At 73.1% G+C, this 26,501-nt stretch carries 19 protein-coding genes and 1 pseudogene; 6 read left to right on the forward strand and 14 right to left on the reverse strand.

Annotation, left to right across the window (positions count from 1 at the left end):
* Nucleotides 1-315: 315 nt before the first annotated feature.
* The gene (locus ACWDYF_RS17925) at nucleotides 316-930 is read left to right on the forward strand and encodes a hypothetical protein (protein ID WP_381739438.1); all 615 of its coding nucleotides are present in this window, start codon (nucleotides 316-318) and stop codon (nucleotides 928-930) included.
* A 308-nt stretch (nucleotides 931-1,238) separates the two neighbouring features.
* Here ACWDYF_RS17925 and ACWDYF_RS17930 read toward each other — a convergent pair whose 3' ends face one another.
* From ACWDYF_RS17930 to ACWDYF_RS17950, 5 genes are all read right to left on the reverse strand, one after another.
* Entirely contained in the window at nucleotides 1,239-1,868 is a 630-nt protein-coding gene (locus tag ACWDYF_RS17930) for a hypothetical protein (RefSeq protein ID WP_078509711.1), read from the reverse strand.
* Between the two features lie 68 nt (nucleotides 1,869-1,936).
* A complete protein-coding gene (locus ACWDYF_RS17935) occupies nucleotides 1,937-2,638 on the reverse strand; it encodes a ribonuclease HII (RefSeq protein WP_037889011.1) in 702 nt (233 codons plus the stop codon).
* 449 nt (nucleotides 2,639-3,087) lie between these two features.
* The gene (locus tag ACWDYF_RS17940; RefSeq protein ID WP_037889009.1) at nucleotides 3,088-3,996 is read right to left on the reverse strand and encodes an ADP-ribosylglycohydrolase family protein; all 909 of its coding nucleotides are present in this window, start codon (nucleotides 3,994-3,996) and stop codon (nucleotides 3,088-3,090) included.
* Nucleotides 3,997-4,030: 34 nt separating this feature from the next.
* Nucleotides 4,031-4,690 carry a histidine phosphatase family protein gene (locus ACWDYF_RS17945; RefSeq protein ID WP_018564685.1) on the reverse strand — a complete coding sequence of 220 codons (660 nt, stop codon included), beginning with the start codon at nucleotides 4,688-4,690 and terminating at the stop codon, nucleotides 4,031-4,033.
* Between the two features lie 62 nt (nucleotides 4,691-4,752).
* Entirely contained in the window at nucleotides 4,753-5,358 is a 606-nt protein-coding gene (locus ACWDYF_RS17950) for a YdbC family protein (RefSeq protein ID WP_381739435.1), read from the reverse strand.
* Between the two features lie 157 nt (nucleotides 5,359-5,515).
* On the opposite strand from ACWDYF_RS17950, the gene ACWDYF_RS17955 reads away from it, so the two are divergent.
* A complete protein-coding gene (locus tag ACWDYF_RS17955; protein ID WP_018564687.1) occupies nucleotides 5,516-6,046 on the forward strand; it encodes a TerD family protein in 531 nt (176 codons plus the stop codon).
* Between the two features lie 83 nt (nucleotides 6,047-6,129).
* Here the strand turns inward: ACWDYF_RS17955 and ACWDYF_RS17960 are convergent, their stop codons facing one another.
* Together ACWDYF_RS17960 and nrdR are read right to left on the reverse strand one after the other, a co-directional pair.
* Nucleotides 6,130-9,018, reverse strand: coding sequence for a vitamin B12-dependent ribonucleotide reductase (locus ACWDYF_RS17960; protein ID WP_018564688.1), 2,889 nt, complete (start codon nucleotides 9,016-9,018; stop codon nucleotides 6,130-6,132).
* Nucleotides 9,019-9,182: 164 nt separating this feature from the next.
* Nucleotides 9,183-9,737 carry a transcriptional regulator NrdR gene (nrdR, locus tag ACWDYF_RS17965; protein ID WP_018564689.1) on the reverse strand — a complete coding sequence of 185 codons (555 nt, stop codon included), beginning with the start codon at nucleotides 9,735-9,737 and terminating at the stop codon, nucleotides 9,183-9,185.
* A gap of 590 nt (nucleotides 9,738-10,327) precedes the next feature.
* Here nrdR and lexA point away from each other — a divergent pair.
* On the forward strand, nucleotides 10,328-11,107 hold the full coding sequence (gene lexA, locus ACWDYF_RS17970; protein WP_018564690.1) for a transcriptional repressor LexA: 780 nt from the start codon (nucleotides 10,328-10,330) through the stop codon (nucleotides 11,105-11,107).
* A 273-nt stretch (nucleotides 11,108-11,380) separates the two neighbouring features.
* Here the strand turns inward: lexA and ACWDYF_RS17975 are convergent, their stop codons facing one another.
* The 5 genes from ACWDYF_RS17975 to ACWDYF_RS17995 form a co-directional block, all read right to left on the reverse strand.
* Complete coding sequence (locus tag ACWDYF_RS17975; protein ID WP_381739432.1) at nucleotides 11,381-13,372, reverse strand: ATP-dependent DNA helicase; 1,992 nt, start codon at nucleotides 13,370-13,372, stop codon at nucleotides 11,381-11,383.
* 70 nt (nucleotides 13,373-13,442) lie between these two features.
* Complete coding sequence (locus ACWDYF_RS17980) at nucleotides 13,443-14,195, reverse strand: GNAT family N-acetyltransferase (protein ID WP_389469945.1); 753 nt, start codon at nucleotides 14,193-14,195, stop codon at nucleotides 13,443-13,445.
* A 64-nt stretch (nucleotides 14,196-14,259) separates the two neighbouring features.
* Nucleotides 14,260-16,302 carry an IucA/IucC family protein gene (locus ACWDYF_RS17985; protein WP_389469947.1) on the reverse strand — a complete coding sequence of 681 codons (2,043 nt, stop codon included), beginning with the start codon at nucleotides 16,300-16,302 and terminating at the stop codon, nucleotides 14,260-14,262.
* 203 nt (nucleotides 16,303-16,505) lie between these two features.
* Nucleotides 16,506-17,984 carry a diaminobutyrate--2-oxoglutarate transaminase family protein gene (locus ACWDYF_RS17990; RefSeq protein WP_389470046.1) on the reverse strand — a complete coding sequence of 493 codons (1,479 nt, stop codon included), beginning with the start codon at nucleotides 17,982-17,984 and terminating at the stop codon, nucleotides 16,506-16,508.
* A gap of 477 nt (nucleotides 17,985-18,461) precedes the next feature.
* Nucleotides 18,462-19,052 carry an isochorismatase family protein gene (locus ACWDYF_RS17995; protein WP_018564695.1) on the reverse strand — a complete coding sequence of 197 codons (591 nt, stop codon included), beginning with the start codon at nucleotides 19,050-19,052 and terminating at the stop codon, nucleotides 18,462-18,464.
* A 170-nt stretch (nucleotides 19,053-19,222) separates the two neighbouring features.
* On the opposite strand from ACWDYF_RS17995, the gene ACWDYF_RS18000 reads away from it, so the two are divergent.
* From ACWDYF_RS18000 to ACWDYF_RS18010, 3 genes and pseudogenes are all read left to right on the forward strand, one after another.
* Entirely contained in the window at nucleotides 19,223-20,236 is a 1,014-nt protein-coding gene (locus ACWDYF_RS18000; protein WP_389469950.1) for a GlxA family transcriptional regulator, read from the forward strand.
* Between the two features lie 234 nt (nucleotides 20,237-20,470).
* A complete protein-coding gene (locus tag ACWDYF_RS18005) occupies nucleotides 20,471-21,709 on the forward strand; it encodes a trypsin-like serine peptidase (protein ID WP_389469953.1) in 1,239 nt (412 codons plus the stop codon).
* Nucleotides 21,710-21,853: 144 nt separating this feature from the next.
* Nucleotides 21,854-23,064, forward strand: a pseudogene (locus tag ACWDYF_RS18010) (trypsin-like serine peptidase).
* Nucleotides 23,065-23,164: 100 nt separating this feature from the next.
* Here the strand turns inward: ACWDYF_RS18010 and hflX are convergent.
* Together hflX and ACWDYF_RS18020 are read right to left on the reverse strand one after the other, a co-directional pair.
* Entirely contained in the window at nucleotides 23,165-24,673 is a 1,509-nt protein-coding gene (gene hflX / locus ACWDYF_RS18015) for a GTPase HflX (protein ID WP_381739418.1), read from the reverse strand.
* 211 nt (nucleotides 24,674-24,884) lie between these two features.
* The gene (locus tag ACWDYF_RS18020; protein ID WP_389469957.1) at nucleotides 24,885-26,432 is read right to left on the reverse strand and encodes a M1 family metallopeptidase; all 1,548 of its coding nucleotides are present in this window, start codon (nucleotides 26,430-26,432) and stop codon (nucleotides 24,885-24,887) included.
* Nucleotides 26,433-26,501 lie beyond the last annotated feature (69 nt).

The following is a 26,501-nucleotide window of genomic DNA, read 5'->3' on the forward strand; positions in this document are numbered from 1 at the left end:
GTGTGAGGGCGCTGGTGGACAGATTGCGGGCGGATGACGGGAAGACGACAGTGATGACGGAAAGACGACAGTAAGGTGTCCGACCGGTCGCCCCGGGCGTCACGCGGTGGACCGCTGGGTAGGGATATAAGGCGCGGGTCAGCCGAAAAGGGTCGGCGGCCTCAATTGCTCGTTGCCGCATTCCAGTTCGACAGGAAGAATTGAAGTCCGCTCCCCGCTCGGCTCGGCCGTGACCCCGGCAGTGCTCTGCTGCGGTGTGCGCTCTCCTGCATCCGCCCCGCCCGCAGTCATGGGCGCGTAGCCGAAGGGAGGAACGTGACCTTCGGATTCGCTCCGTCCTCGGCGGCCTCGCTGTCGACGTCCCCCGCCTCCGCCCATCGCGTGCTCGAACCCGCGGAGTGGGCCGCCGCGGGAATCCCCCTGCTGCGCAACCCCCGTGAGGTCGTCAGCGGACTCCACGCCCGGCACCGCCCCGGGCCGGCCACCGCCGTGGTCGCCGTGCTCGATCCGGACGAGCGGCTGCGCGCCAGCGCCTCGTTCGTGCGCCGTGCCGCGCCCGCCGACGGCTGGATGTTCCGCAACGCCCTGCTCGCCCAGCTCCGCCGGGTGATACCGCACGACCTGCGGCGCCGCACCCCGGTGCGCACCGCTGTGCTGCTCTACTGCCGTGAGGGCGACGCGCGGTGGACGGAGGAGGACGGCGCCTGGATGTGGGGGCTGCGCGACGCGTGCACCCTGCACGGGCTGCGCTGCGGCGCGTACATCACGCTGACCCGGGACGGGTGGCAGGTGCTCGGCGAGGGGCGCGGCGGCCGCAGACCGAGCGCCGTCTCGGCGCCCGAGGCTCTCGGTACGACGGAGAGCCGGCCGCCGTCGCCACGCACCGGGGGCCCGGCCTCCGAGGTGCTGAGCCGCGCTGCGGCCCGCTGACGCCCGCAGCCGCTCCCGGCCACCGCCACTGAGCGGACCGGGCCGCCCGGGATCCGTCCCGCCCGCACGTACGCCCGGCTCACGCACGCCCGCGTTTGCCCACGCATGCCCCCACACGCCACTCGCGCACCCCGCACGCCCCCAGACACCTACCCCCCGGACGCCCATGCGGCGCCCACGCGGCCTCCGGGCACGCCGAAACAGCCGTCGTGCGATGTTCCGCAACGACGGCTGTCGCTCTGCGCTCCCCCCTGCGTCCCCCGTGATCAGGACGTCCTGGCCGACGCGTGCGCCGGGGACAGGACGTCTCAGACGCCGACGCCCAGCACCGAGTTGATCTGCTGCGGGTCACCGCAGACGATCAGCAGGGCACCGGCCCGTGCGTGGGCCAGCGGCAGTGCGGTGGCGACGCCGTCACCGGTGCCGCCGTTGACGGCGACCACGACGACGGCACGGGACGCGGCGCGGGAGGTTCCGGCGGCGTCCGTGTAGAAGACGTCGTCGCCCGCGTCGTGCTGCGCCCAGTAGGACGTCTCACCGAAGGTGAGCTCGTGGGTGGCCCACGGGTGCGGGTCACCGGTGGTGATCACCAGCACCTCCCCGGGGGCACGACCCGACTCCAGGAGCAGGTCGACCGCTTCCTCGGCGGCGTCGAGCGCTCCCTCGGCCGAGGCGGGGATCAGCTGGATCTGCGGAGCCGCCGGGGCGGCGGGGACAGCCGGCCCCGAAGGGGCGGGCTTGGTGGCGGCCGTGTCCCGCGGCGTGCGCTGCGCCGGCGGAGCGGGCCGCACGGGGCCGGGACGACCGGGACGCGGCGGAGCCGCGGGACGGGGGCCGGGTACGGGACGAGGGGTCGGCGCGGTGCGGCCGGTGGCCGGAGTGACGCGGGGACCCTGGGCACTCTCGTGAATCTGAGGCTCCTCGGGAATGAGAGGCATGAGCTGATATCTATCAAACGTCGGTGCGGCCCGCGGCGGCGGGTGGCACTTCCGGGCGGGCGGTCCCGTCAGAAGTCGAAGCCGAGCTGGCCCTCGATCTCCGGAACGCTTCCGTCCGCCCAGATCCGGGCCTTCTTGAGGTGCTGCCAACGCGGCAGCGCATCAAGATACGCCCACGACAGCCGGTGGTACGGGGTGGGCCCCCGCTCCTCCAGCGCGGCCTTGTGCACAGGCGACGGATACCCGGCGTTGGCCGCAAATCCGAAGTCTGCATGGTCGGCACCCAGTTCGGCCATCATTTTGTCGCGACGCACCTTGGCGATCACCGAGGCCGCCGCGACGGCCACACAGGACCGGTCGCCCTTGATGACCGTACGGACCCGCCAGGGCGCGCCGAGATAGTCGTGCTTGCCGTCGAGGATGACCGCGTCCGGACGGACCGGCAGGTCCTGGAGCGCACGGCCGGCGGCGAGCCGCAGTGCCGCCGTCATCCCCAGCTCGTCGATCTCCTCGGGCGAGGCGTGCCCGAGGGCGTAGGCCGTCACCCACTTCTCCAGCACCACGGCGAGTTCGGTCCGCCGCTTGACGGTGAGGAGCTTGGAGTCGGTGAGACCGGCGGGAGGCCGGCGCAGTCCGGTGACCGCGGCGCAGACGGTGACGGGCCCGGCCCACGCGCCGCGCCCCACCTCGTCGACACCTGCGATGACCTTCGCTCCGGTCGTGGCGCGAAGGGAGCGCTCGACGGTGTGAGTGGGTGGTTCGTACGGCATGGCGCCCTTAGCGTACGCCGCCCGGAACCCGGTGCGACACCCCGGTTTCCCCCGGCGCCCGCACCGCCGCCGCGGACGCCCCGCCGAGGCCCGGCGCAGCGGACCGGCGGGGCCGCCGCCGTCGCGTCCGGGGGCGCGCGGTGGAGGCCGCCGTCTTCACATACGCGCACAGCTGTGCAACCGGCGTACGCCTGCACGCCGGACGCACGCCCCCACTCACCGCAGGGCCGATGCACCGTCAGGCCGGAACGCGACCGAGAGCGACACCGACAGCAGCACCGGGCCGGAACGTCGCCGGGGTACGGCGGGCGACGCCCCCCGCAGCCCGCCGTCCGGCACCACAGCGCCTCCCGCTCCTGCCCGCACCCCCACCCCCGCCCCCCTGGATCGCATTCGTGAATCGCGGCGCGAAGGAGCGCGAAGGAAGGCGCGAGGTCCGGCGGTCCCGCTCAGGCAGGCACCGGCAGCCAGCCCGGCAGCGCCTCCGTGCCGTGGATCCACTCGGCGGGCGGGCGGCCGGGCTCCGCCGCGGCGAGGATCCCGCCGACGATGGCGCAGGTGGTGTCCACGTCACCGCCGGCCTGGGCGGTCCGCCAGAACGCCTCCTCGAAGTCGCCGAGGCACCGCGCGGCCGACCAGAGCGCGAAGGGCACCGTGTCGTGCGCCGTCGTACGCCGTCCGCAGCCGAGGACGGCGGCGACCGTGTTCGCGTCGTCGTAGTCGAGCATGTCGCGGGCGCGGCGCAGTCCGGCGCCGACGGCGCTGCGCGCGGGCACCAGGGCGATCACACCGTCCAGCAGCGCCTCGGGCCGCGGTGGTCCGCCGGGCGCCGCGGCCAGGGCCGCCGCGGCGGCGACCGCCATGGCGCCCACGACGGCCTCGCGGTGCTGATGCGTCGGGTAGGCGGAGATCTCGGCCTGATGGGTGGCCTGCTCGGGGTCGTCGGCGTACCAGGCGCCCAGGGGGGCGATGCGCATCGCGGCGCCGTTGCCCCAGGACCCCTGGCCGTTGAAGAGGGACGAGGCCAGTTCGCGCCAGTCGCCGCCCTCGCGGACGAGGCGCAGCAGGCGGTTCACGGCGGGGCCGTAGCCGCGGTCGAAGTCGTGGTGCCGGGCGAAGGACTCGGCCAGGGCGTCCTGGTCGACGCGGTGGTGTGCGGTGAGCACGGCCACCACGGAGCAGGCCATCTCCGTGTCGTCGGTCCACTGCCAGGGGCCGGGGGGCAGCTCCCTGCGGTGCAGGAGCGGATAGACGGCCGGTACGAAGAACTGCGAGCCGAGCGCGTCACCGACCGAGAGTCCGCGCAGACTGGCGAGGGCGCGCTCCAGGCGCCCGGGGGAAGAGGAGTCAGAGGTCATCGTCCGGCCACTCTATCCGGAGATGCCGTACGGTCTATCCGGATATGCCGTACGGTTCCGGGTCCCGCCAGCGCTCGAAGGGCCGGTCCATGGTGTAGCGGCCGTCGTCCCCGAGGACGAGCATCCGCGTCTCGCCGTTGCCGGGGTTGGACAGCGCCTCGAACTCGGCCACGGTCCAGTGGAACCACCGCATGCAGAACAGCCGCATGGCCAGGCCGTGGGTCACCAGGAGGACGTTGGGCGGGTGGTCGGGGGCCTCGAAGCTGCGGAAGAGGCTCTCCAGGAAGCCGCCGACCCGGTCGTAGACGTCGGCTCCGGACTCGCCCTGGGCGAAGCGGTAGAAGAAGTGCCCGTAGGCGTCCCGGTAGGACTTCTGGAGGCGTACGTCGTCGCGGTCCTGCCAGTTCCCCCAGTCCTGCTCGCGCAGCCGCGGCTCCTCGCGGACCCGGATGAGGCCGGGATCGAGGTGGAAGGCGCGGAGGGTCTCGTGGGTGCGCCGGTAGGGCGAGACGTACACGCTGACGTGTTCCCGTCCGAACAGGTCGCGCAGCTCCTTGCCGGTCTCCTCCGCCTCCTGCCGACCCCGCTCGGTCAGCGCGAGCGCGTGGTCGGGCTCGCGCTCGTAGACAGAGTCATCGACATTGCCCGTCGACTCGCCGTGCCGGACAAGAACGATGCGCCGTGGTCGTGCCATGCCAAAACACTAGATCGGAGGAGGGCGGACCGGAGAATCGAGCGGCCCTCGTTCGGCGGGGGTCACACGGTCCAGGCGGGTTCCAGCTCCACGATGTCACCGGTCATGGCGGCCACGTCGGCCTCCGTCTGGGCGCGCAGGGCGAGGCGCTCCACCCGTTCGGTGCGGTACTTCCCGTGCTCGGCGGCCGACTGCCACATGGACAGCACCAGGAACTCGCTGCCGGGCGCCTCGCCGAACAGGCCGCGGGTCATGCCGGGCGAGCCGGCCATCGCCGGGTTCCAGACCTTCTCCTGCATCAGGGTGAAGTGCTCGGCGCGCTCCTCGTGGACCCGGCAGAGCGCCACCCGCACCAGGTCGGCGTCGGTGAAGCGCGGCTCGAAGCCCGTCTTCACATCGAACCGGTGATCGAAGAGCCGGACCCGCATGTCCTTGAAGGTCCCGGCCTGGGCGGCGGCGAGCCGGTCGTAGGACCGGGCCATGAAGGAGTCGTAGAAGGCGCGGCTCTCCCAGAAGGCGAAGATGTGCGCCACCCCCTGCCGTCCCCGGCTCCAGCCACCCCCCTGCCCCCGAAACCCCGGCTCCCCCAGAAGCCCCGCCCATTTCCGCTGCCCGCGCTCGAACCCACGGCGGTCGACCACGGTGCAGCGAATCCACTTGACCAGCACCGCGCCATGGTACGGCCCTGGGGCGTGGCGCCGGTCACTCTCGCGCGGACAGCGCCCGCGCGTGCGCCCCCGACTCCGTGGCACGATGGACAACGAGCGTGCGCAGTCCGGTGGTTGGGACAGTCAGGGCGCACGGTGACGGGGAAGGGGAGGTCCGGTGAGCGGGCTCAGCAAGGGGATCCGCAAGGTCGAGGTCGCGCTGAAGTGGGATCCGAGTCCCACGGGGCAGCCGCCCACCGATCTGGACATAGTGGCGGGCACCTACCTGGCGGGCGATCCGTACGGCGCTCCGGACTATCTGGTGCATTTCGACAGCCGGTCGCCCGACGGCACGATCACTCTCAACCGGGACAGCACGGACGGCAAGGGCTTCGGCTGGGACGAGGTGATGACCCTGGAGCTGGACCGGCTCTCCGAGCGCTACGCGCGCGTGGTGGTCGGCGTGGTCATCCAGCAGACGGGCGCGCACCGGCCCTTCGCCGATGTGCTCGACCCGGGGCTGCGTATCCGCGAGGGCTACACCGTGCTCGCCGAGGACGACTTCGGCGGCGTACTGGGCGCGACCGCGGCCGTCGTCGCGGAGTTCGCCCGCGACGGCTCCGGAAGCTGGCAGTTCCGTCCCGGGATCCGCGGCTACGAGGGCGACCCGGCGCGGTTCACCGCCGTGATGGGCGCGGACCGGCCGTAGCCAGGCGGCACGGGCACATGTGTAAGGGGCGCCGGCCCATGGCCGGCGCCCCTTACACGTCACCTCATGGTGCGGTTGTCGGCTCAGCTACAGCCGCTCGTCGAGCCGCAGCCCTCGCAGATGTAGCAGGAGCCGGCCCGCTGCATCTTGGTGCCGCAGGAGAAGCAGAGCGGGGCGTCCGCCTGGATGCCCAGCTGCATCTCGACCAGCTCGGCGCTGGTGTGCGCCTGCTGCGGGGCGGGCAGAGCCGCCTCGGCCGCGGCCTTCGGCGTGGCGACGGCCTTCAGGTCGGTCTGGCGCGGCGCCGACTGGGCCAGGCCCTCGACGTCGACGTCCTCGTCGATCGGCTCGTAGGAACCGGTCTCCAGGTGGCGCTGACGCTCCTCGGCGGAGTGGATGCCGAGCGCCGAGCGCGTCTCGAACGGCAGGAAGTCCAGCGCCAGGCGGCGGAAGATGTAGTCGACGATCGACTGCGCCATCCGCACGTCCGGGTCGTCGGTCATACCGGCCGGCTCGAAGCGCATGTTGGTGAACTTCGAGACGTAGGTCTCCAGCGGCACGCCGTACTGGAGGCCGACGGAGACCGCGATGGAGAAGGCGTCCATCATGCCCGCCAGGGTCGAGCCCTGCTTGGACATCTTGAGGAAGACCTCGCCGAGACCGTCGTCCGGGTAGGAGTTGGCGGTCATGTAGCCCTCGGCGCCGCCGACGGTGAAGGAGGTGGTGATGCCGGGACGGCCCTTCGGGAGGCGCTTGCGGACCGGGCGGTACTCCACGACCTTCTCGACCTTGGGCTGCGCGTCCACGGCGGCCTCGGTCTTCTTGCCGGAGTCCTTGGTCTTGGCGGAGAGCGGCTGGCCGACCTTGCAGTTGTCGCGGTAGATCGCGAGCGCCTTGACGCCCAGCTTCCACGCCTCGTAGTAGATCTCCTCGACCTCCTCGACGGTCGCCGACTCCGGCATGTTGACCGTCTTGGAGATGGCGCCGGAGATCCACGGCTGGATCGCGGCCATCATGCGGACGTGGCCCATCGGGGAGATGGCGCGCTCGCCCATGGCGCAGTCGAACACCTCGTAGTGCTCCTGCTTGAGACCGGGGGCGTCGATCACGTTGCCGTTCTCGGCGATGTGGGCGACGACCGCCTCGATCTGCTCCTCCTGGTAGCCCAGGCGGCGGAGGGCCTGCGGGACGGTGCCGTTGACGATCTGCATCGAGCCGCCGCCGACCAGCTTCTTGAACTTGACCAGGGCGAGGTCGGGCTCGACACCGGTGGTGTCGCAGGACATGGCCAGGCCGATGGTGCCGGTCGGCGCGAGCACCGACGCCTGGGAGTTGCGGAAGCCGTGCTTCTCACCGAGGCGCAGCACGTCCTGCCAGGCCTCCGTGGCGGCGGCCCACACCGGGGTGTCCAGGTCGTCCATGCGCACGGCGGTGCCGTTGGCGTCGGCGTGCTGCTTCATGACGCGCTGGTGCGGCTGCGCGTTGCGGGCGTAGCCGTCGTACGGGCCGACGACCGCGGCCAGCTCGGCGGAGCGCTTGTAGGCGGTGCCGGTCATCAGGGAGGTGATGGCACCGGCGAGCGCGCGGCCGCCGTCGGAGTCGTAGGCGTGGCCGGTCGCCATCAGCAGGGCGCCGAGGTTGGCATAGCCGATGCCGAGCTGGCGGAAGGCGCGGGTGTTCTCGCCGATCTTCTGGGTCGGGAAGTCCGCGAAGCAGATCGAGATGTCCATCGCGGTGATGACCAGCTCGACGACCTTGGCGAAGCGCTCGGACTGGAAGGACTGGTTGCCCTTGCCGTCGTCCTTGAGGAACTTCATCAGGTTCAGCGAGGCGAGGTTGCAGGACGTGTTGTCCAGGTGCATGTACTCGCTGCACGGGTTCGAGCCGTTGATCCGGCCGGACTCCGGGCAGGTGTGCCAGTGGTTGATCGTGTCGTCGTACTGGATGCCCGGGTCGGCGCAGGCCCAGGCGGCCTGGGCCATCTTGCGGAACAGCGACTTGGCCTCGACCTCCTCGATGACCTCGCCGGTCATCCGGGCGCGCAGACCGAACTTCCCGCCCTGCTCGACCGCCTTCATGAACTCGTCGTTCACCCGGACCGAGTTGTTGGCGTTCTGGTACTGGACGGACGTGATGTCGTCGCCGCCCAGGTCCATGTCGAAGCCCGCGTCGCGCAGGGCGCGGATCTTCTCCTCCTCCTTCACCTTGGTCTCGATGAAGTCCTCCACGTCGGGGTGGTCGACGTCGAGGATGACCATCTTGGCGGCGCGGCGGGTGGCGCCACCGGACTTGATGGTGCCGGCGGAGGCGTCGGCGCCGCGCATGAAGGAGACCGGTCCCGAGGCGTTGCCGCCGGAGGACAGCAGTTCCTTGGAGGAGCGGATGCGGGAGAGGTTCAGGCCGGCCCCGGAGCCGCCCTTGAAGATCATGCCCTCTTCCTTGTACCAGTCGAGGATCGACTCCATGGAGTCGTCGACGGACAGGATGAAGCAGGCGGAGACCTGCTGGGGCTGCGGGGTGCCCACGTTGAACCAGACGGGGCTGTTGAAGCTGAAGACCTGGTGCAGGAGGGCGTACGCCAGCTCGTGCTCGAAGATCTCGGCGTCGGCGGGCGAGGCGAAGTACTTGTGGTCCTCGCCGGCCTTCCGGTACGTCTTCACGATGCGGTCGATCAGCTGCCTGAGGCTGGTCTCGCGCTGCGGGGTGCCCACGGCGCCCCGGAAGTACTTGCTGGTGACGATGTTGACCGCGTTCACCGACCAGAAGTCGGGGAACTCGACGCCACGCTGCTCGAAGTTGACCGAGCCGTCGCGCCAGTTGGTCATGACGACGTCACGGCGCTCCCAGCTCACCTCGTCGTACGGGTGCACGCCGGGGGTGGTGTGGATGCGCTCGATGTGCAGTCCCTTGTTCCCCGCCTTGCCGCCCTTGGCGCGGGAACCTCGTGCCGGACCGCTCGCCGTCTCTGTCATGCCGCCTCCCTGATACGGGCGAAAACGCCCAGAAGTGCCCCGAATGTTCCGAGACACGGTGTTCTGTCTGGTGCTGCGGGCACGTGTGTCGCTGCCGCCCGCAGCCGTCTTCCTCGCCGCCGCCCGGCCGGGTCCGGACGCGCGGTCCGGACCGGGCCCGCCGATCAGTCGGCGGCGCGCGCGGGCAGGGGGACCTCAGCCGTCCCACCGCGCCCGCGATCGTCTTCCTGGCCCCCCGTGACGGCGCCGTCGCCGTCCTCCGCGCCGGGGGGGCGCGCGTCTTCCCTCAGCTCCGCGATGGCCGACTCGAAGTCGTCCAGCGAGTCGAACGCCCGGTACACGGACGCGAACCGCAGGTAGGCCACGAGGTCGAGGTCCCGCAGGGGGCCGAGTATGGCGAGTCCCACCTCGTGGGCGGCCACCTCGGCGCTCCCGCTGGCCCGGATCGCCTCCTCCACCCGCTGGCCGAGCTGGGCCAGCGCGTCCTCGGTGACCGGGCGGCCCTGGCACGCCTTGCGCACGCCGTTGATGACCTTGGTGCGGCTGAAGGGCTCGGTGACCCCCGACCGCTTGACCACCATGAGCGAGCACGTCTCGACGGTCGTGAACCGGCGAGAGCAGTCGGGGCACTGGCGGCGCCTGCGGATCGACGTGCCGTCGTCCGTCGTACGGCTGTCGACCACACGGCTGTCGGGGTGCCTGCAGAAGGGGCAGTGCATGGGCTCCAACCCTCCTCACAGCAGACTCGATGGCCTCGCCGGGCCTCATGGGCCCCGCCGAAGCAGCCCCCAGCATAGGCGATGACGAGAGGGTCCAAGACCCGGGGCACCACAACTTCTGGGCTGCTGTAGCTATCCAACCACTAGATGTAGGGATCGGCCCGTACGGGCTGCGAAATACGCGCGTGTCGCACGGCCGCCACGGGAGCGCCGACGGGACACGGTCACGCACCGTACGTCCGCACACGCGGAACGGGACACTCCGGTGCTCGCCCGTGCCCGCCGCGGGGGTACGGAGATACCGTGAACGCCGCACGGAGGACGCGTGGGACTCCCGGGCGGAAGAGGGTTCGGCGCCCTGCGGGCGGGCCGCCCGGTGGCAGACTGGGGCCGCGCCGCCACGGGCCCACGCCCCGGCGGTGAAGAGTACAGCAATAGGCCCTTTTGTCTGCCGGACACCGCGCCACCCATACACCGACACACATGATCAAGTCACGCCATCCTCGTTTTTTCACTCGAACGTGTGTTTGGCGCAACCTTTCGAAAGCAACTACCGTTGTGCCGGAGGGAGACCATCGAGAGGGGCCGACGTGACCACCACCGCAGACAGTGCCACCATCACCGCCCAGGACCGCTCCCAGGGCCGACTCGAGCCGGTGCATGCGATGAACGAAGCCGCGAATCCCGAGGCACACAAGCGCTCTCTGCCCGGCCGACCTCCAGGCATCCGGGCGGACAGTTCGGGACTCACCGAGCGGCAGCGCCGAGTGATCGAAGTCATCAGGGACTCCGTGCAGCGGCGCGGCTACCCGCCGTCCATGCGGGAGATCGGCCAGGCCGTGGGGCTGTCCAGCACCTCCTCGGTGGCGCATCAGCTGATGGCCCTGGAGCGCAAGGGCTTCCTGCGGCGCGACCCGCACCGCCCGCGCGCGTACGAGGTCCGCGGATCCGACCAGGCGGCCACGCTCCAGCCCACGGACACCGTCGGCAAGCCGGCCGCGTCGTACGTCCCGCTCGTCGGGCGGATCGCGGCCGGTGGCCCGATCCTCGCCGAGGAGTCCGTCGAGGACGTCTTCCCGCTGCCCCGGCAGCTGGTCGGCGACGGTGAGCTGTTCGTCCTCAAGGTCGTCGGCGACTCGATGATCGAGGCCGCGATCTGCGACGGCGACTGGGTGACGGTCCGCCGCCAGCAGGTCGCCGAGAACGGCGACATCGTGGCCGCCATGATCGACGGGGAGGCCACCGTCAAGCGCTTCAAGCGCGAGGACGGCCATGTGTGGCTGCTGCCGCACAACGCCGCGTACGAGCCGATCCCCGGTGACGACGCGACCATCCTCGGCAAGGTGGTCGCGGTGCTGCGGCGCGTCTGAGACCGCCGCCGGGCGGGCTCACCTCCCGCCCCCTGACCGGGCCCCGGAACCTCTGCGCCGGTTCCGGGGCCCTGTGCTGTGCTGCGCGACCGTGGGCCCGGGGCGCGGCGTCGGCCCGCGCGGACCGCGGACCCCGGGCCACGGCGCTTGCCCGCGCGGGCGGGCGGCTGGGCACGCTCACGTGAGCCATCCGTACAGGCACTGCCGCCCGCCGCCCACGCGTGGAACGGCAGGCACCGGCCGGGAGGCCCGGCCGGTGCCTGCCGCCCGGGATCACTCCGCCGCGGCCCGCTCCGTCTCCGCGGCCTGCGCCGCCGCGTCGATGGCCGTGAGCGACTTGCGCACCTGGTTGCGGTCGGTGGTGTACCAGAAGTCCGGCAGCGACGCCTTCAGATAGCTGCCGTAGCGCGCGGTCGCCAGCCGCGGATCCAGTACGGCGACCACGCCCCGGTCCCCGGAGGCGCGGACCAGACGCCCGGCGCCCTGGGCCATCAGCAGGGCCGCGTGCGTCGCCGCGACCGCCATGAAGCCGTTGCCCCCGGCCTCCTCGACCGCCTTCTGGCGGGCGCTCATCAGCGGATCGTCGGGACGCGGGAAGGGGATCTTGTCCATCACGACCAGCTGGCAACTGGCGCCCGGGACGTCGACACCCTGCCAGAGCGAGAGGGTGCCGAACAGGCACGTCCTCGGGTCGGCCGAGAAGTTCTTGATCAGCTCGCCGAGGGTCTCCTCGCCCTGGAGCAGGATCGGGAACTCCGGCATGCGCGAGCGCAGCTCCTCGGCGGCGAGCTGGGCGGCCCGCATCGAGGAGAACAGGCCCAGTGTCCGGCCGCCCGCCGCCCGGATCAGCTCCGCCAGCTCGTCGAGCATGTCCGTGCGGTCGCCGTCGCGCGCGGGCCGCGCCAGGTGCTTGGCGACGTACAGGATGCCCTGCCTGCGGTAGTCGAAGGGGGAACCGACGTCCACGCCCTTCCACTGCGGCACGTCCTCGCCCTCCGTGCCCTCCGGGGCCAGGCCCAGTGACGCCCCGACGCCGTTGAAGTCGCCGCCCAGCTTCAGCGTCGCCGAGGTGAGCACCACGGAGCGGTCGGTGAAAAGCTTCTCCCGCAGCAGGCCCGACACCGACATGGGGGCCACCCGCAGCGAGGCGCCGAAGCGGTCGTGGCGCTCGTACCAGACGACGTCCCACTCGGAGCGTTCGGTGATCCGCTCGGCCACGTCGTGCACGGATTCGACGGAGGCCAGGGCCTGCTTGCGGACGGCGTCCTCGTCCTGGACCGACTTGTCGCGGGTCGCGCCGATCCCCGAGATGACATTGCGCGCCGCGTCCCGCAGCGCCAGCAGCGCGTAGCCGAGGTCCTCCGGGATCTCCTCCAGGCGGCCGGGCAGGGCCAGCTCCATCAGCCGCTCGAAGCCCTCGGCGGCGGTCTGGAGCTGGTCGGCCGTCTTCTCGTCGACCAGCTTCGCGGCGCGGCGCACCGCGCGGTTGACCTGGCCGGGGGTCAGCTCGCCGGTGGCCACACCGGTCACCCGGGAGACCAGTTCGTGCGCCTCGTCGACGATCAGGACCTCGTGCTGCGGCAGGACCGGCGCGCCCTCGATGGCGTCGATCGCGAGCAGCGCGTGGTTGGTGACGACGACCTCGGCCAGCTTGGCGCGCTCGCGGGCCGTCTCGGCGAAGCACTCCGCACCGTAGGCACACTTCGAGGCGCCCAGGCATTCCCGGGAGGAGACCGACACCTGCGCCCAGGCCCGGTCCGACACGCCCGGGGTGAGGTCGTCGCGGTCCCCTGACTCGGTCTCGTCCGACCAGTCGCGCAGCCGCAGCAGGTCCTGTCCCAGCTTGCTGGTGGGCGCCGCCGCCTCGAACTGGTCGAACAGGCCCTCCTCCTCGTCCTGCGGGACGCCCTCGTGCAGCCGGTGCAGGCACAGGTAGTTCGACCGGCCCTTGAGCATCGCGAAGTCCGGGCGGCGGCGCAGCAGCGGGTGCAGCGCGTCCACCGTGCGCGGCAGGTCGCGCTCGACGAGCTGGCGCTGGAGGGCGAGGGTGGCCGTCGCCACCACGACCCGCTCCCCGTGCGCGAGCGCCGGCACGAGGTAGCCGAGGGACTTGCCGGTGCCGGTGCCGGCCTGGACCAGCAGATGTGAGCCGTCGTCGATCGCGTCGCCGACGGCTTGGGCCATGGTCACCTGGCCGGGGCGCTCCGCACCGCCGACGGCTGCGACGGCGGCATGCAGGAGTTCGGGGAGTGAGGGCTTCGTCATAGCGCGACCACCCTACGGGGCGGCACTGACAGCCGGTGCGCCGAAGCCGGACACCGGCGTCGGTCCGCGGTCATCGCGGCCGCTGCGGGAACCGGTCCCGCACCATGAGGGCGGCCTGCTTGCCGGGCAGCTCCACCTCGGCCGCCTGCCGGAATCCCGCGCGCAGGAAGGCGGCCACCGAGGGGCCGTTGCGCAGGTCGGGTTCGGCGACGACGCGGGCGCAGGCCGGGCGCCGGGCGAGGACCAGTGCGGCCACCGCCCGCAGCAGCGCGCCGCCGGTCCCCCGGCCGCGGTCGGCGGCGGCGCCGATGAGGAGGTGGAGGCCCGTGTCGTGCGGCCGTGCGCAGTAGTGGCGGGCCAGCGGGTCGAGATCGGCCCGGTAGATCTCCCAGTAGCTCATCGGCATGCCGTCCAGCAGACCGATGCAGGGGACGCTGCGTCCGTCGCCGTCCACCTGGGCGCACAGGTGTTCCTCGGTCGCGCTCGGTGGCCCGGCGAGCTGCCAGAAGGCGTCGACCGCGGGGTCGTTCATCCAGCGGCTGACGACCGGCAGGTCCCGTTCGATCCGGACGGGCACCAGGCGGAAGGTCCCCACGGGGGTGTCGACGGGGCCCCAGTCGCCCACACCGTCCAGGAGGTCGGCCGGGCCGCCGGTGGCGGCGGGAGCGGTCCCGGCGGGGTCGGCGAAGAGCGCGACGAATTCCTCGGGCAGCCGCAGATCGAGCGTGTCCTCGCCGTCGCTGCCCGCCTCGGCGGGCGCCCCTGCGGCGGGGGTCCGGTCGGGGGCGGGGCTCGGGGCGGTGCCGGTGTCGGCGGACGGCATGGGCGGTCCTCTCGGAGGGATCCGTGGCACTCGGGAGCGGCCGGGGGGCCGGAGCGTCAGGGCGTCAGGAGTGGAGGGGGTTGGCGACGGTGACGTAGACGGACTGGGTGTCGACCGGACCGGCCAGTTCGTCCAGGCCGCGCAGCCGGGTCAGCAGATTGGCCTTGCAGCGCAGGACCGGCGCGTCCAGCAGACGGGCGGGCAGCGTGGAGCGCAGGCGTCCGGGCCCGCTCGCCGCGGTGGCCAGGAAGCGGCGGAAGGCGGCCAGCAGCAGCCGTTCGTCGGCGAGCCGCTGGGAGCCGAGGGCGCCGACGAGGCCGCACACGTTGTTGAGGGCGAGGTAGTACGCGAAGCGCTCGTCGGCGACCTCGTCGGGGACGAAGGTGTCGCTGCGGGCGCCGATCCCGGGCAGTGCCGCGTCGAGTTCCGCGTGCCGGGAGGCCCGGAAGTAGTACCCCTGGTTGTCGCGGTAGCGGCCGCCCGCCGGCCAGCCCGCCGGGTCCAGCAGGACCAGGGTGTTCTGCTGATGCGCCTCCAGGGCGATGCCCGCCTCGCCGTCCAGCCACAGCACGGGACGGATCACCTGTTCGAGGTAGCGCAGGAACCACTCGGCGGCGACGGCGCCCACCGGCCGGGCGCTGCGGGCGGCGAGCCGCGTGACGATCTCCGCGAGGCGGGAGCGCGTGATCCGGCCGCTGTCCGTCCGGGGACGGCCGCCGTCCGGGTCGTACGCCGGGCTCGCGGCCGAGTCGTGCGCCGCGCTCCCGGCCGGGCCGTACGGTGCGGGTGCGCCGTCTGCCGGGCTGTGGGGCGCGCCGCCGGGGCTCGGCCGGGGAGCGACCAGTCCGGCGACGCAGGCGACGTCGTCCGCCGGGGCGAACGGGTTGTGCCGGATCATCACATCGAGGCCGGGCACGGGACCGCCGTCCGGGTCGTCGACGGCCAGCCAGGCCGGGTCGCGCACGATGTCGAAACCGGGGTGGGCGGCCCGCCACCGCGCGCCGAGTCCGGCCCGCAGCAGCCGGTGCACCTCCACTCCGCGGTGGAGTTCCTTGCGGAGGTTCTCCCGGCGCGAGTTGGTGATGCGCAGGGCGAGGGACAGTTTGAGCATGGCGGGCGCGCCGCCGCGGTGGACGGTGCGTACGGAGGAGGTCGGGTGCCAGGACGGGCCGTGCGGTCCGAGGTCGCGCAGCAGTCCCGCGTCGAGGAGCGCGGCCGTGCCGGGGCGGTGCCGCACCTCGCGCGCCTGCCACGGGTGCAGCGGCAGTGCCGCGTACCCCTCGGGCAGGGGCAGTCCCGGGCCCGCGAGCCGGGCCGTGATCCGGTCGGCCGGGACACGGCGGCCACCCTCGGTCCACGCGGAGTCGGTGGCGAGCACGCCGGGGGCGACGGCCATCCAGTGCAGCGGGAAGGCGCCGCGGGACTCGGGCGAGTACGGCCGTGCCTCGGCCTCCGACAGGCCCTCGCGGCTCTTGGGCGCCGGATGCAGGGGGTGTCCGAGCAGGAGGGCCTGCTCGGCGGAGAGGAAGAGGTCGGGGCGGTCGGCCGGGTCCGCGCGGCGGTCGGCGAGGAAGAGCGCGGTGCGCCGGACCGAGTCGGCGACGCGCGACACCAGGTCGACCGCGTCGGCCCCGGCCATGGCGTCCGCCGGGCCGGAGCCGCCGCGGGATTCGGCTCCGCCGCGGGGCCCGGAGCCGCTGGTGTCGTCGCTGTCGGCGGCCGGGACCGCGGCTTCGCGGGCGAGCAGCGCGGCGACCGTGACGGCGTCGGCCGCTGGGGCGGACTCCGGGGCACCGGCCAGGCGCGGCGGGCCGAAGCGGTGCCAGCCGGTCGGCGACCAGTGGCGGACCGGTACCAGGAGGGCCGTTCCGCTGCTCGGCAGGGGGACGCGGAGGATGCCGTCGCCGGGGCCCTGCATGCCGGTCTCGCGGACCCAGCAGCGCAGCAGGTTCTCGACACCGGCGATCTGGGCGGCCGTGTGCGGGTCGGGGTGGTCGAGCGGGTCGGCCGACGTGGACACCGCGTCGGCCGGGGACGGACGCGGGTCCGGTGACCGGTGGGCGGGCAGGGCGCCCGTCTGGTGGGGGACGGTGGGGGTGGCGTTCACGGCGGTTCCTCGGCGTGGGGGTGAGACGTGGGCGTCTGCGGGGTCCGTGACGTCCGTGACGTCCGGTACGCCGACGACGTCCGGTTCGTGGACGACGTCCGGTACGTCGACCGAGGCGTCCGGGGGCTGCGGCGTCGTCCCGGGCGGTCGCCGCGGTCGGCCGCCCGGCCGCCGACCGGGCACGGCGGCGGGCTCCGGCCCGGTCATTCCGCGCCCCCCGCTCCTCGCACCGGCCCGGCGGCACGGCGGCCCTGTCCGGGCGGCCCGGACCGCTCGCCCACGCGCGCGGGAGGCCGACCGGCCACCGCTTCGACCGCCTCGACCGCGTCGGCCAGCCGGTCGAGCACGGCGGTGGACTGCTCGTCGGTGAGGGTCAGCGGCGGAAGCAGCCGGACGACGCTGCCGTGGCGGCCGCCGAGTTCGACGATGAGGCCCCGCCGCAGGCATTCCCGCTGCACGGCGGCGGCCAGGGCGGGAGCGGCGGGGGGCGGGCGTCGCCCGGGAGCGGCGAGCGGCGCGGCCCCCGTGCCGGACCCCGCCCCCGTCCCGGCCCCGGACGCCATCTCAGGCTCTGCTTCAGGCTCCGTCTCCGTCTCCGCCGCGGCCTCCGGATCGACCAGTTCCAGGCCGAGCATCAGCCCACGCCCCCGCACGTCGCCCACACAGGCGTACCGCTCGCGCAGCTCGCCCAGCCTGCGCAGCATGCGGGAGCCGAGATCGGCGGCGTGCTCGGCGAGCCGGTTCTCACGGACGTACGCCAGGGTGGCGGTCCCGGCGGCCATGGCGAGCTGGTTGCCGCGGAAGGTGCCCGCGTGGGCACCGGGTGCCCAGACGTCGAGGTCGTCCCGGTACACGACGACGGCCAGCGGCAGGCTGCCGCCGATGGCCTTCGACAGCACCATCACGTCCGGTGTGATGCCGCTGTGGTCCACCGCCCAGAAGGCGCCGGTGCGGCCGACGCCGGTCTGGACCTCGTCGGCGATCAGGGGTACGGACCTGTCCTCGGTGAGCCGCCGGACGCGGCGCGTCCACGCGTCCGGCGCGGGGATCACCCCGCCCTCGCCCTGGACGGGTTCGAGGATCAGCCCGGCGGGCAGCGGCACCCCGGACTTGGGGTCGTCCAGCAGGGACTCTGTCCAGCGGGCGGCGAGTTCGGCGCCGAGCGGGCCGCCGACGCCGAAGGGGCAGCGGTAGTCCTGCGGGTAGGGCAGCCGGGTGACGCGTACGTCCTGGGCGTGCCCGGAGGCGGCGAGCGCCGCGTCGGTCATCCCGTGGTAGGCCCCGGTGAACGCCATGATGCCGGTGCGTCCGGTGGCGGCCCGGACGAGCTTGAAGGCGGCCTCGACCGCGTCCGTACCGGCCGGACCGCAGAACTGCACGCGCGCGCGTGCGGCCAGTCCGGCGGGCAGGGTGCGGAACAGCTCGGTGACGAACGCGTCCTTGACGGGCGTGGCCAGGTCGAGGGCGTGCAGCGGCGCGCCCGAGTCGAGGACCTTGCGGACGGCCTCCAGGACGACGGGGTGGTTGTGGCCGAGGGCGAGGGTGCCCGCACCGGAGAGGCAGTCCAGGTAACGGCGGCCGTCCGCGCCCTCGATGGTGAGGCCGCGCGCCCGGACCGGCACGATCGGCAGGGCGCGCGCGTAGGTGCGGGCCGCCGACTCGCGCGCGCCCTGGCGCCGCAGGATGCCCTCATGAAGGGCGTGCGCGCCGTCCTCCGCGCACCTCTCCTGCTCCCGCGCGCGCCCCTCGCGCCCCTCGCGCCCCTCGCGCTCCTCGCGCTCCTCGCGCTCCGCGGAGGTCCCGGCTCCCCCGTGCGTCTCATACCCCCCGTGCGCGGCCACCGTCACGGCTCCCTGCCCTCCCGCTGTCCCGAGGCGGCGGCCTCCTCCGACGGGAGGGGCCGCGTTCCGGGGCCCCTGCGGCATGGTGTCGCTCGCCCGTGTTCTGCCCGGCCGGGGCGCGTGGGCCTGGCCGTGGGCAGCGGGAACCCCACCGGTACAACCGCCGGTGATCCGTACGGTTACGGGCCGCCCGGAGGGAGTTTCCGGCGACCCGGCACCCGCCGCCGGGGACCAGCCGGGGACCAGCCGGGGACCAGCCGGGGATCCGGCGGAGAACAGCCGTGGCCCCGCCCGGAACAGCCGGGAGCGTCTCAGTCCTCAGCCCAGCTCCTCCCCCGACGCGACGACGACCCCGTACAGATCCCCGACCGTCGCCAGCGCGGCGGCGTGGATCTGGCCGGCGTCCAGCAGCGTGCCCCCGGACGGGAGCGGACGCGTCGCGCACGCGTCGGCGACGACCGTGGGCCGGTTGCCGCGCAGGAAGGCGCCCTCGGCGGTGAACTGCACGCACATGTGCGTCATGAAGCCGATCACCACGACGTCCTGGTGCCCGGCCGCGTCGACCAGGTCGCCCAGTTCGGTGCCGACGAACGCGTTCGGCGCCTGCTTCACCACGACGGCCTCGCCCTCGGCCGGGGCCACGCTCGGGTGGACGGCGCCGATCTCCTCCCTGATGTCGTACGCGCTGCCGGGTCCGCCGTCGTGGACGACATGGATGACCGTGGCCCCGGCCCGCCGGGCCCGCGCCAGCAGGGCGGCGGCGGAGTCGAGCGCGGCCCGCCAGCCCGTCAGCTCCATCACTCCGCCGACGTAGGTGTTCTGGTAGTCGACCAGGATCAGGGTCGCGTCCGCGAGCGAGGCCGGGGTGTCGTCGAGTCCGTTGAGCGCGCGCAGCGTCGTCGTGGTCATGGGTTCCCCTCGGGAGAAGCACCGGGCCGTGCGCCCGGAGTCGTCGTGCGTGGGCCGCCGGTGCGGTGGCCGGCCCGGATACGAACGTACGATCATGCTCTGCGCGTCGGCAATGTCGCCCAACCCGCAGATCCGGACATCGCCTGCCCTGCCGAACGGACGGAGATCCCTTGAGCGCCGCCACCGGACGCCTCGTCGTCGTCGTGCTCTTCGAGGGCGTCGACCTGCTCGACGTCACCGGCCCGCCCGAGGTGTTCTCCCTGGTGCGGCGGGAGCTGGCGGACCCGGCCTGCTACCGGGTCGTCCTGGCGGCGGAGACCATGGATCCCGTCACCACCTCCGCCGGGGTGCGGGTGGTGCCCGACACCACTTTCGAGGAGCTGTCGGACAGCCGTGTCGACACCCTCCTGGTGCCCGGCTCGGTCGAGACGGACGGCCCCGGGCGGGTCCGGGCGCTCGCGGAGCCCGCCGTGGTCGACCGGGTGCGGGATCTCGCGGGACGGGCCCGCCGGACCGCCTCCGTCTGCGTCGGCGCGCACATCCTGGCCGCCGCCGGGCTGCTGGACGGCAGGCGCGCCACCACCCACTGGTCGACGGCGCGGCAACTCGCCGACGAGCACCCGGCGGTGCGGGTCGACGCCGATCCGATCTTCATCCGGGAGGGCGACACCTGGACCGGTGCGGGGATCAGCGCCTGCCTCGACCTCTCGCTCGCCCTGGTCGCCGAGGACCACGGCGAGACGGTGGCGCTGCGGGTCGCCCGGCAGCTGGTGATGTATCTGAAACGGCCCAGTGGACAGAGCCAGTTCAGCGTGCCGCTGGAACCGGTCTCCGGGACGCGCCGCGTGGAGGAGCTGCGCCACCACATCCTGGACCGTCTCGGCGAACGGCTGACCGTGGCGGACCTGGCCGCGCACGCCCATCTCAGCGAACGGCAGCTGACCCGCGTCTTCCGGTCCGAACTCGGCATGACGCCCAGCGCCTATGTGGAGGCCGCCCGCGTCGAACGGGCGCGCGCCCGGCTGGAGTCCACCGACGCCACCCTCGAACGGATCGTCACGGAGTGCGGGTTCGGCACGGTGGACACGCTGGTGCGCGCCTTCCGCCGTCGGCTCGGCACGACCCCCACGGAGTACCGGCGCCGCTTCCGCCCGTCCGGCGCCGAACCGTCCGTGAGCCCGTAGGCCGCCGGACGGTTGTCCAGGTCAGGCGGCTTGTAGCCGAACCGTTGCCGTTCCGTGGGCAGTCCCCCACAGCGAGCGCATAGTGTGTGGTGCCGTTCCAGCAGCCGCGCCACGCGGCCGGCACCGGTCCACCGACGGTCCGTCACCGGTCCGACACCGGTCCGCCGTCCGCCCGTGTCCGGCGCCGGAACGCAGCGCGTCAGCACGTCCGTTCACCACAGGGGGAACCGAAGCATGCGATCCATACGCCCGTCCACCACCGCTCGCCGGGGAGGGCGCTCCCGGCGCACGGCCGGCCCCGTACTGGCCACCGTCGCCCTGGTGTCGACGCTGGCACTCACCGCCACCGGCTGCAACGGCGACGACACCGACGCGGGCGGGCAGCCCACCGCCGCCGCGCAGACCGGTGACGCGGGAGCCACGGGCGACGGAAAGATCACGATCCCGGACGACATCCGCAAGAAGCTCAAAGAGCACGGGATCGACATCGACAAGTGGAAGAACGGCGCCTGGAAGAACTGGGACAAGAGCGACTGGCTGCGCGAGGCCAACGACTTCGTCAACCCGATCATCCAGGGCCTGTGGGACCCGGACCGGATGCGCCGCGCCAACGACCCGGACAAGGGCGTGGACGACAACGACATCTCCGGTGACCAGGGCGTCACCGACCCGACCCCGGTGCCCGTGCGCGCCGCGAAGGTGGCGCCGCCGTACCACACGGGCGCCGCGACGGCGGGCAAGGTCTTCTTCGACTCCCCCGAGGGCACGATGGTCTGCTCGGCCACGGTCGTCGAGGACCCGGCCCACCCCGGCAAGTCCAACATGGTCTGGACGGCGGGCCACTGCGTGCACGCGGGCAAGAAGGGCGGCTGGTACCGCAACATCGCGTTCGTGCCGTCGTACAACGACGCGGGCAGCAGCGCCGCCCAGCTCCAGGGTGCCACCCGGGAGCAGATCGCCCCGTACGGGGTGTGGTGGGGCGACTGGGCGCAGACCTCCGACCAGTGGATCGAGCAGGGCGGCTCCACCGGCGGGCAGGGCGCGAGCTACGACTTCGCCGTCATCCATGTGACGCCGGAGAAGGGCGGGAACGGCAAGTCGCTGGAGGAGACCGTCGGTTCGGCGCTCCCGGTGAACTTCAACGCCCCCGCGGTGCCGAAGGTCCGGAGCATCACCGCGACCGGCTACCCGGCCGCGCCGCCCTACGACGGGCAGCTCCTCTACCAGTGCCAGGACAAGCCCGGCCGGCTGTCGGTGGCGTCCGCCGACCCGACGATGTACCGCATCGGGTGCAGCATGACCGGCGGTTCCTCCGGCGGCGGCTGGGTCGAGCAGGGCGCCGACGGCAAGCCGGCGCTGGTCTCCAACACCTCGATCGGCCCGGTCACCTCGGGCTGGCTGGCCGGTCCGCGGCTGGGCACGGTCGCCAAGGGCGTGTACGACTCCGTCAGCAAGAAGTTCGCCGGGCGCTGAGCGCGGCTCCGCGCACCCGCTGAACCGGGCGGCGGAGGGGTGACCGGCACGCCCGCCACCCCTCCGCCGCCCGCAACCGATCCCGGCCGGTGAGCACCGCCGGCCGGGCAGCCCAGACACGAACCAACGGGGGTTCCTCGCACCATGCGTTCACCGCGTACATCCCAGACGCCCCGGCGCGCACGCCGGCGCACCGCACTCGCCGCCACCGGTCTCGCGGCGGCCCTGACGCTCACCGCCACCGCCTGCGGCGGCTCGGACTCCGACGACGCGAGCGGCACGCCGTCCACCGCCGCCTCCCGGAACGCGGGCAGCGGCGGCGACGGGAAGGCCAAGATCCCGGCCGGTCTCGCGGACAAGCTGAAGGAACACGGCATCGACGCCGACACATGGCGCGACGGCGGCTGGAAGAACTGGGACAAGGACAAGTGGCTCAGCGCCGCCAAGGACTTCGTCAACCCGGTGATCAAGGGCCTCTGGAAGCCTGAGCGGATGAAGTCCGCCAAGGAGGCCAACAAGACGGTCACCACCCAGGACGCCGCCGGCCAGGGGGTCAGCGACCGGCGCCGCGCGCGGTCCCGGCGCAGGCCGAGAAGACCCCGTACCACCAGCACGCGGCCCCGGTCGGCAAGGTCTTCTTCGACTCGCCCCAGGGTGCGATGGTCTGCTCGGGCACGGTCGTCAAGGACGTCAACCACCCGGGCCGGTCCAACCTGGTGTGGACGGCCGGGCACTGCGTGCACGCCGGTCAGGGCGGCGGCTGGTACCGCAACATCGCCTTCGTGCCCGCCTACAACGACCTGGGCAGGTCCGCCGACCAGCTGAGCCAGGCCGCTCCCGCCGAGGTCGCCCCCTACGGCGCCTGGTGGGCGGACTGGGCGTCCACCTCGGGCCAGTGGATCCAGGGCGGCTCGGAGACGGGCGGCGCGGGCGCCACGTACGACTACGCGGTGCTGCACGTGAAGCCGGAGGCCGGGACAAAGTCACTGGAGGAGACGGTCGGGGCCGCGCTCGACGTGGACTTCTCCGCGCCGCAGGCGCCCCAGGTCGCCACCATGGGCGCGTGGGGCTACCCGGCGGCGCCGCCGTACAGCGGGCTCCGGATGTTCCGGTGCCTGGACCGGCCCGGCCGGCTGTCGCTCAGCCCGTCCCTGCCGACGATGTACCGGATCGGCTGCACCATGACCGGCGGCTCGTCCGGCGGCGGCTGGTTCCGCGTGGCGGGCGGGAAGACCGTCCTGGTGTCCAACACCTCGATCGGCCCGTCCGACAACACCTGGCTCGCGGGCCCGCAGCTCGGCCGGGGCGCCGAGGCGCTGTACCAGAACATGAGCCGGACCTACGGCGGCCGGTGACCTCCACGCCGCTCCCGGCACGACAGCGGGCCCGTCCCCTTCCGCGGAAGGGGACGGGCCCGCTGTGCCGTGTGCACCGGTCGTGCACCCGGCGCGGAGGTCAGAGCGCGGGAACCGGCGCGTACGGCGCCAGCTCCGCGGCCAGCTCCTCGTGCACCAGGGCCTTGAGCAGGGTGCCCTCCGCGGTGTGCTCCTCGGAGATCACCTCGCCCTCGGTGTGGGCGCGGGCGACCAGCTTGCCGTGGGTGTACGGCACCAGCGCCTCGACCTGCACCGCGGGCCGGGGCAGCTCGGCGTCGATCATGGCGAGCAGCGTGTCGATGCCCTGGCCGGTCCGGGCGGAGACCGCGATCGAGTGCTTCTCCCGGCGCAGCAGCCGCTGGAGCACCAGCGGGTCCGCCGCGTCCGCCTTGTTGACCACGACGATCTCGGGCACGTCGGTGGCGCCGACCTCCCTGATCACCTCGCGCACGGCGGCGAGCTGCTCCTCCGGGTCGGGGTGCGAACCGTCCACGACGTGCAGGATCAGATCGGAGTCGCCGACCTCCTCCATGGTGGAGCGGAACGCCTCGACCAGGTGGTGCGGCAGGTGCCGGACGAAGCCGACGGTGTCCGCCAGCGTGTACAGCCGCCCGCTCGGGGTCTCGGCCCGGCGCACGGTCGGGTCCAGGGTCGCGAACAGCGCGTTCTCGACCAGGACGCCCGCGCCGGTGAGCCGGTTGAGCAGGGAGGACTTCCCGGCGTTGGTGTAGCCCGCGATGGCGACGGAGGGCACCTTGTGGCGGCGCCGCTCCTGGCGCTTGATCTCGCGGCCGGTCTTCATGGCCGCGATCTCCCGGCGCATCTTGGCCATCTTCTCGCGGATGCGGCGCCGGTCGGTCTCGATCTTGGTCTCACCGGGACCGCGCGTCGCCAGACCGCCGCTGCCGCCGCCCATCTGCCGGGACAGCGACTGGCCCCAGCCGCGCAGCCGCGGCAGCATGTACTGCATCTGCGCGAGCGCGACCTGCGCCTTGCCCTCGCGGGACTTGGCGTGCTGGGCGAAGATGTCCAGGATCACGGCCGTACGGTCGATGACCTTGACCTTGACGACGTCCTCGAGGTGGATGAGCTGGCCGGGGCTCAGCTCACCGTCGCAGACGACGGTGTCGGCGCCCGTCTCCAGGACGATGTCCCGCAGCTGACCGGCCTTGCCGGAGCCGATGTAGGTGGCCGCGTCGGGCTTGTCGCGGCGCTGGATCACGCCGTCCAGGACGACCGCGCCCGCGGTCTCCGCGAGGGCGGCCAGCTCGGCGAGGGAGTTCTCCGCGTCGTGCACGGTCCCCGAGGTCCAGACGCCGACGAGCACCACGCGCTCCAGGCGGAGCTGCCGGTACTCGACCTCGGTGACGTCCTCGAGCTCGGTGGAGAGACCCACGACGCGGCGCAGGGCCGCGCGCTCGGAGCGGTCGAACTGGTCGCCGTCCCGCTCTCCGTCGATCTCGTGGCTCCAGGCGACGTCCTCTTCCATCAGGGCATCGGCCCGAAGTCCTTCGGGGTGGGTGTGCGCGAAGCGCTTGGTGGCCTGGGAAGAGGAAGAAGCGCCGGAAGAGCCGGAAGAGGAGGTCATTGGGTCCTTACGTCGTCGGGAATCCGTGGTGCGGCCACGGGGCCGCGCCGGTGACGGCCGGGCTCCGGCACTCCTGCCGCAGCCATTCCGTCACCTGTGACAACGCACGGGTACCCGGGGAGATTCCCGTGCACCGCGCCGCGCCGACCCGACGATGGTCGCACGGCACGGCCCGTCTCGTCACGGCGTTATTCGCGCCCCGTCCGCCCGCTCAGCCCCGGGCCGCCCCCGCCCCGGCCGGCCGCGCGGACGTCGCCGCCTTCACCGTCCGGCCCGCCTTGTCCGCAGCGGGCGGCGGCGCCTGCTTCCAGTCGGGGTGGCCGGGCATGGGCGGGGTCTTCTCGCCGTAGAGCCACGCCTGGAAGAAGGCGCTCAGATCGCGTCCGGCGACGGTGGAGGCCAGGTGCTCGAAGTCGGCCGTGGCCGCCGTGGAGTCCCGGTGGTCATGGACCCAGGCGCGCTCGACGCGCTCGAAGGCGTCCTTGCCGATCTCCTGGCGCAGCGCGTACAGCACCAGGGCGGCGCCGTCGTAGACGTTCGCGCGGAAGATGCCGACCTTCTGCCCGGCCTTGGGCGGCTTGGGCAGCGCGGGCGGGCCGCCGGCCGCGCGCCAGCCGTCGGAGGCGCCGTAGGCGGCCTTCATGCGCGCGTCCATGGACTTGTGCGCCGTCTCGTCGGCGTACAGCGCCTCGTACCAGGTCGCGTGGCCCTCGTTGAGCCAGAGGTCGGACCAGGAGCGGGGGCTGACGCTGTCGCCGAACCACTGATGGGACAGCTCGTGCACCATGACGGACTCGACGTACCACTGGGGCCAGGCGGGGTCGGTGAACAGTTCCTTCTCGAAGAGGGAGAGGGTCTGCGTCTCCAGTTCGAAGCCGGTGGTGGCGGACGCCATCAGCAGGCCGTACGTCTCGAAGGGATAGGGCCCGACCTTGCTCTCCATCCAGGCGATCTGGCCGGGCGTCCTGGCCAGCCACGGTTCGAGCGCCTTGGCGTCGACGGCGGGCACGACGTCGCGCACGGGCAGGCCGTGCGGTCCGGTGCGGCGCAGCACGGCCGAGCGCCCGATGGAGACCTGCGCCAGCTCGGTGGCCATCGGGTGCCGGGTGCGGTACGTCCAGGTGGCCGAGCCGCCGGTGCGGGTGACCCCGGCGGGCAGGCCGTTGGCGACCGCCGTGTATCCCTCGGGGGCGGTGATGTGGAAGGTGTACATCGCCTTGTCGGAGGGGTGGTCGTTGCACGGGAACACCAGGTGGGCGGCGTCCGCCTGGTTGGCCATGGCGAGGCCGTCCGCGGTGCGCACCCAGCCGCCGTCGCGGCCCTTCTCGGACACCGGGTCGCTGGTGTGGTGCACGGTGACACGCACCCAGCTCTGCTCGGGCAGCGGGATCCGCGGGGTGACGACCAGGTCCTCCCCGGCGCCGGCGAAGTCGGCCGGCAACCCGTCGACCTGCACGGAGTCGACCGTGCCGTGCGTGAAGTCCAGGTTGATGCGGTCCAGGTCCCGGGTCGTCCGGGCGTCGATGGTGGTGACGGCCCGCAGTGGCTTGCTGTTGTCCCCGGAGTAGGTGAGGGAGAGGTCGTACGACGTCACGTCGTACCCGGGGTTGCCCAGGGTCGGGTAGAGCCGGTCGCCGAGGCCGAGCGCGGCGGGCGGGGCGCTCGCGGCGAGCAGGCAGACGGAGACGGCGGACGCGAGGAGGGTCCCGGTGAGGGCCCTGCGACGGCGCGGGAGGCGGGATCGGAGGGTGCGCGGCATGCACCACGGCTATCAGCGCGCGGGCCCGCCGCGGCGGCGGCGCGCGCCCGGCCCACCCGAACGGGGCTC

The organism is Streptomyces sp. NPDC003284, assembly GCF_053589675.1.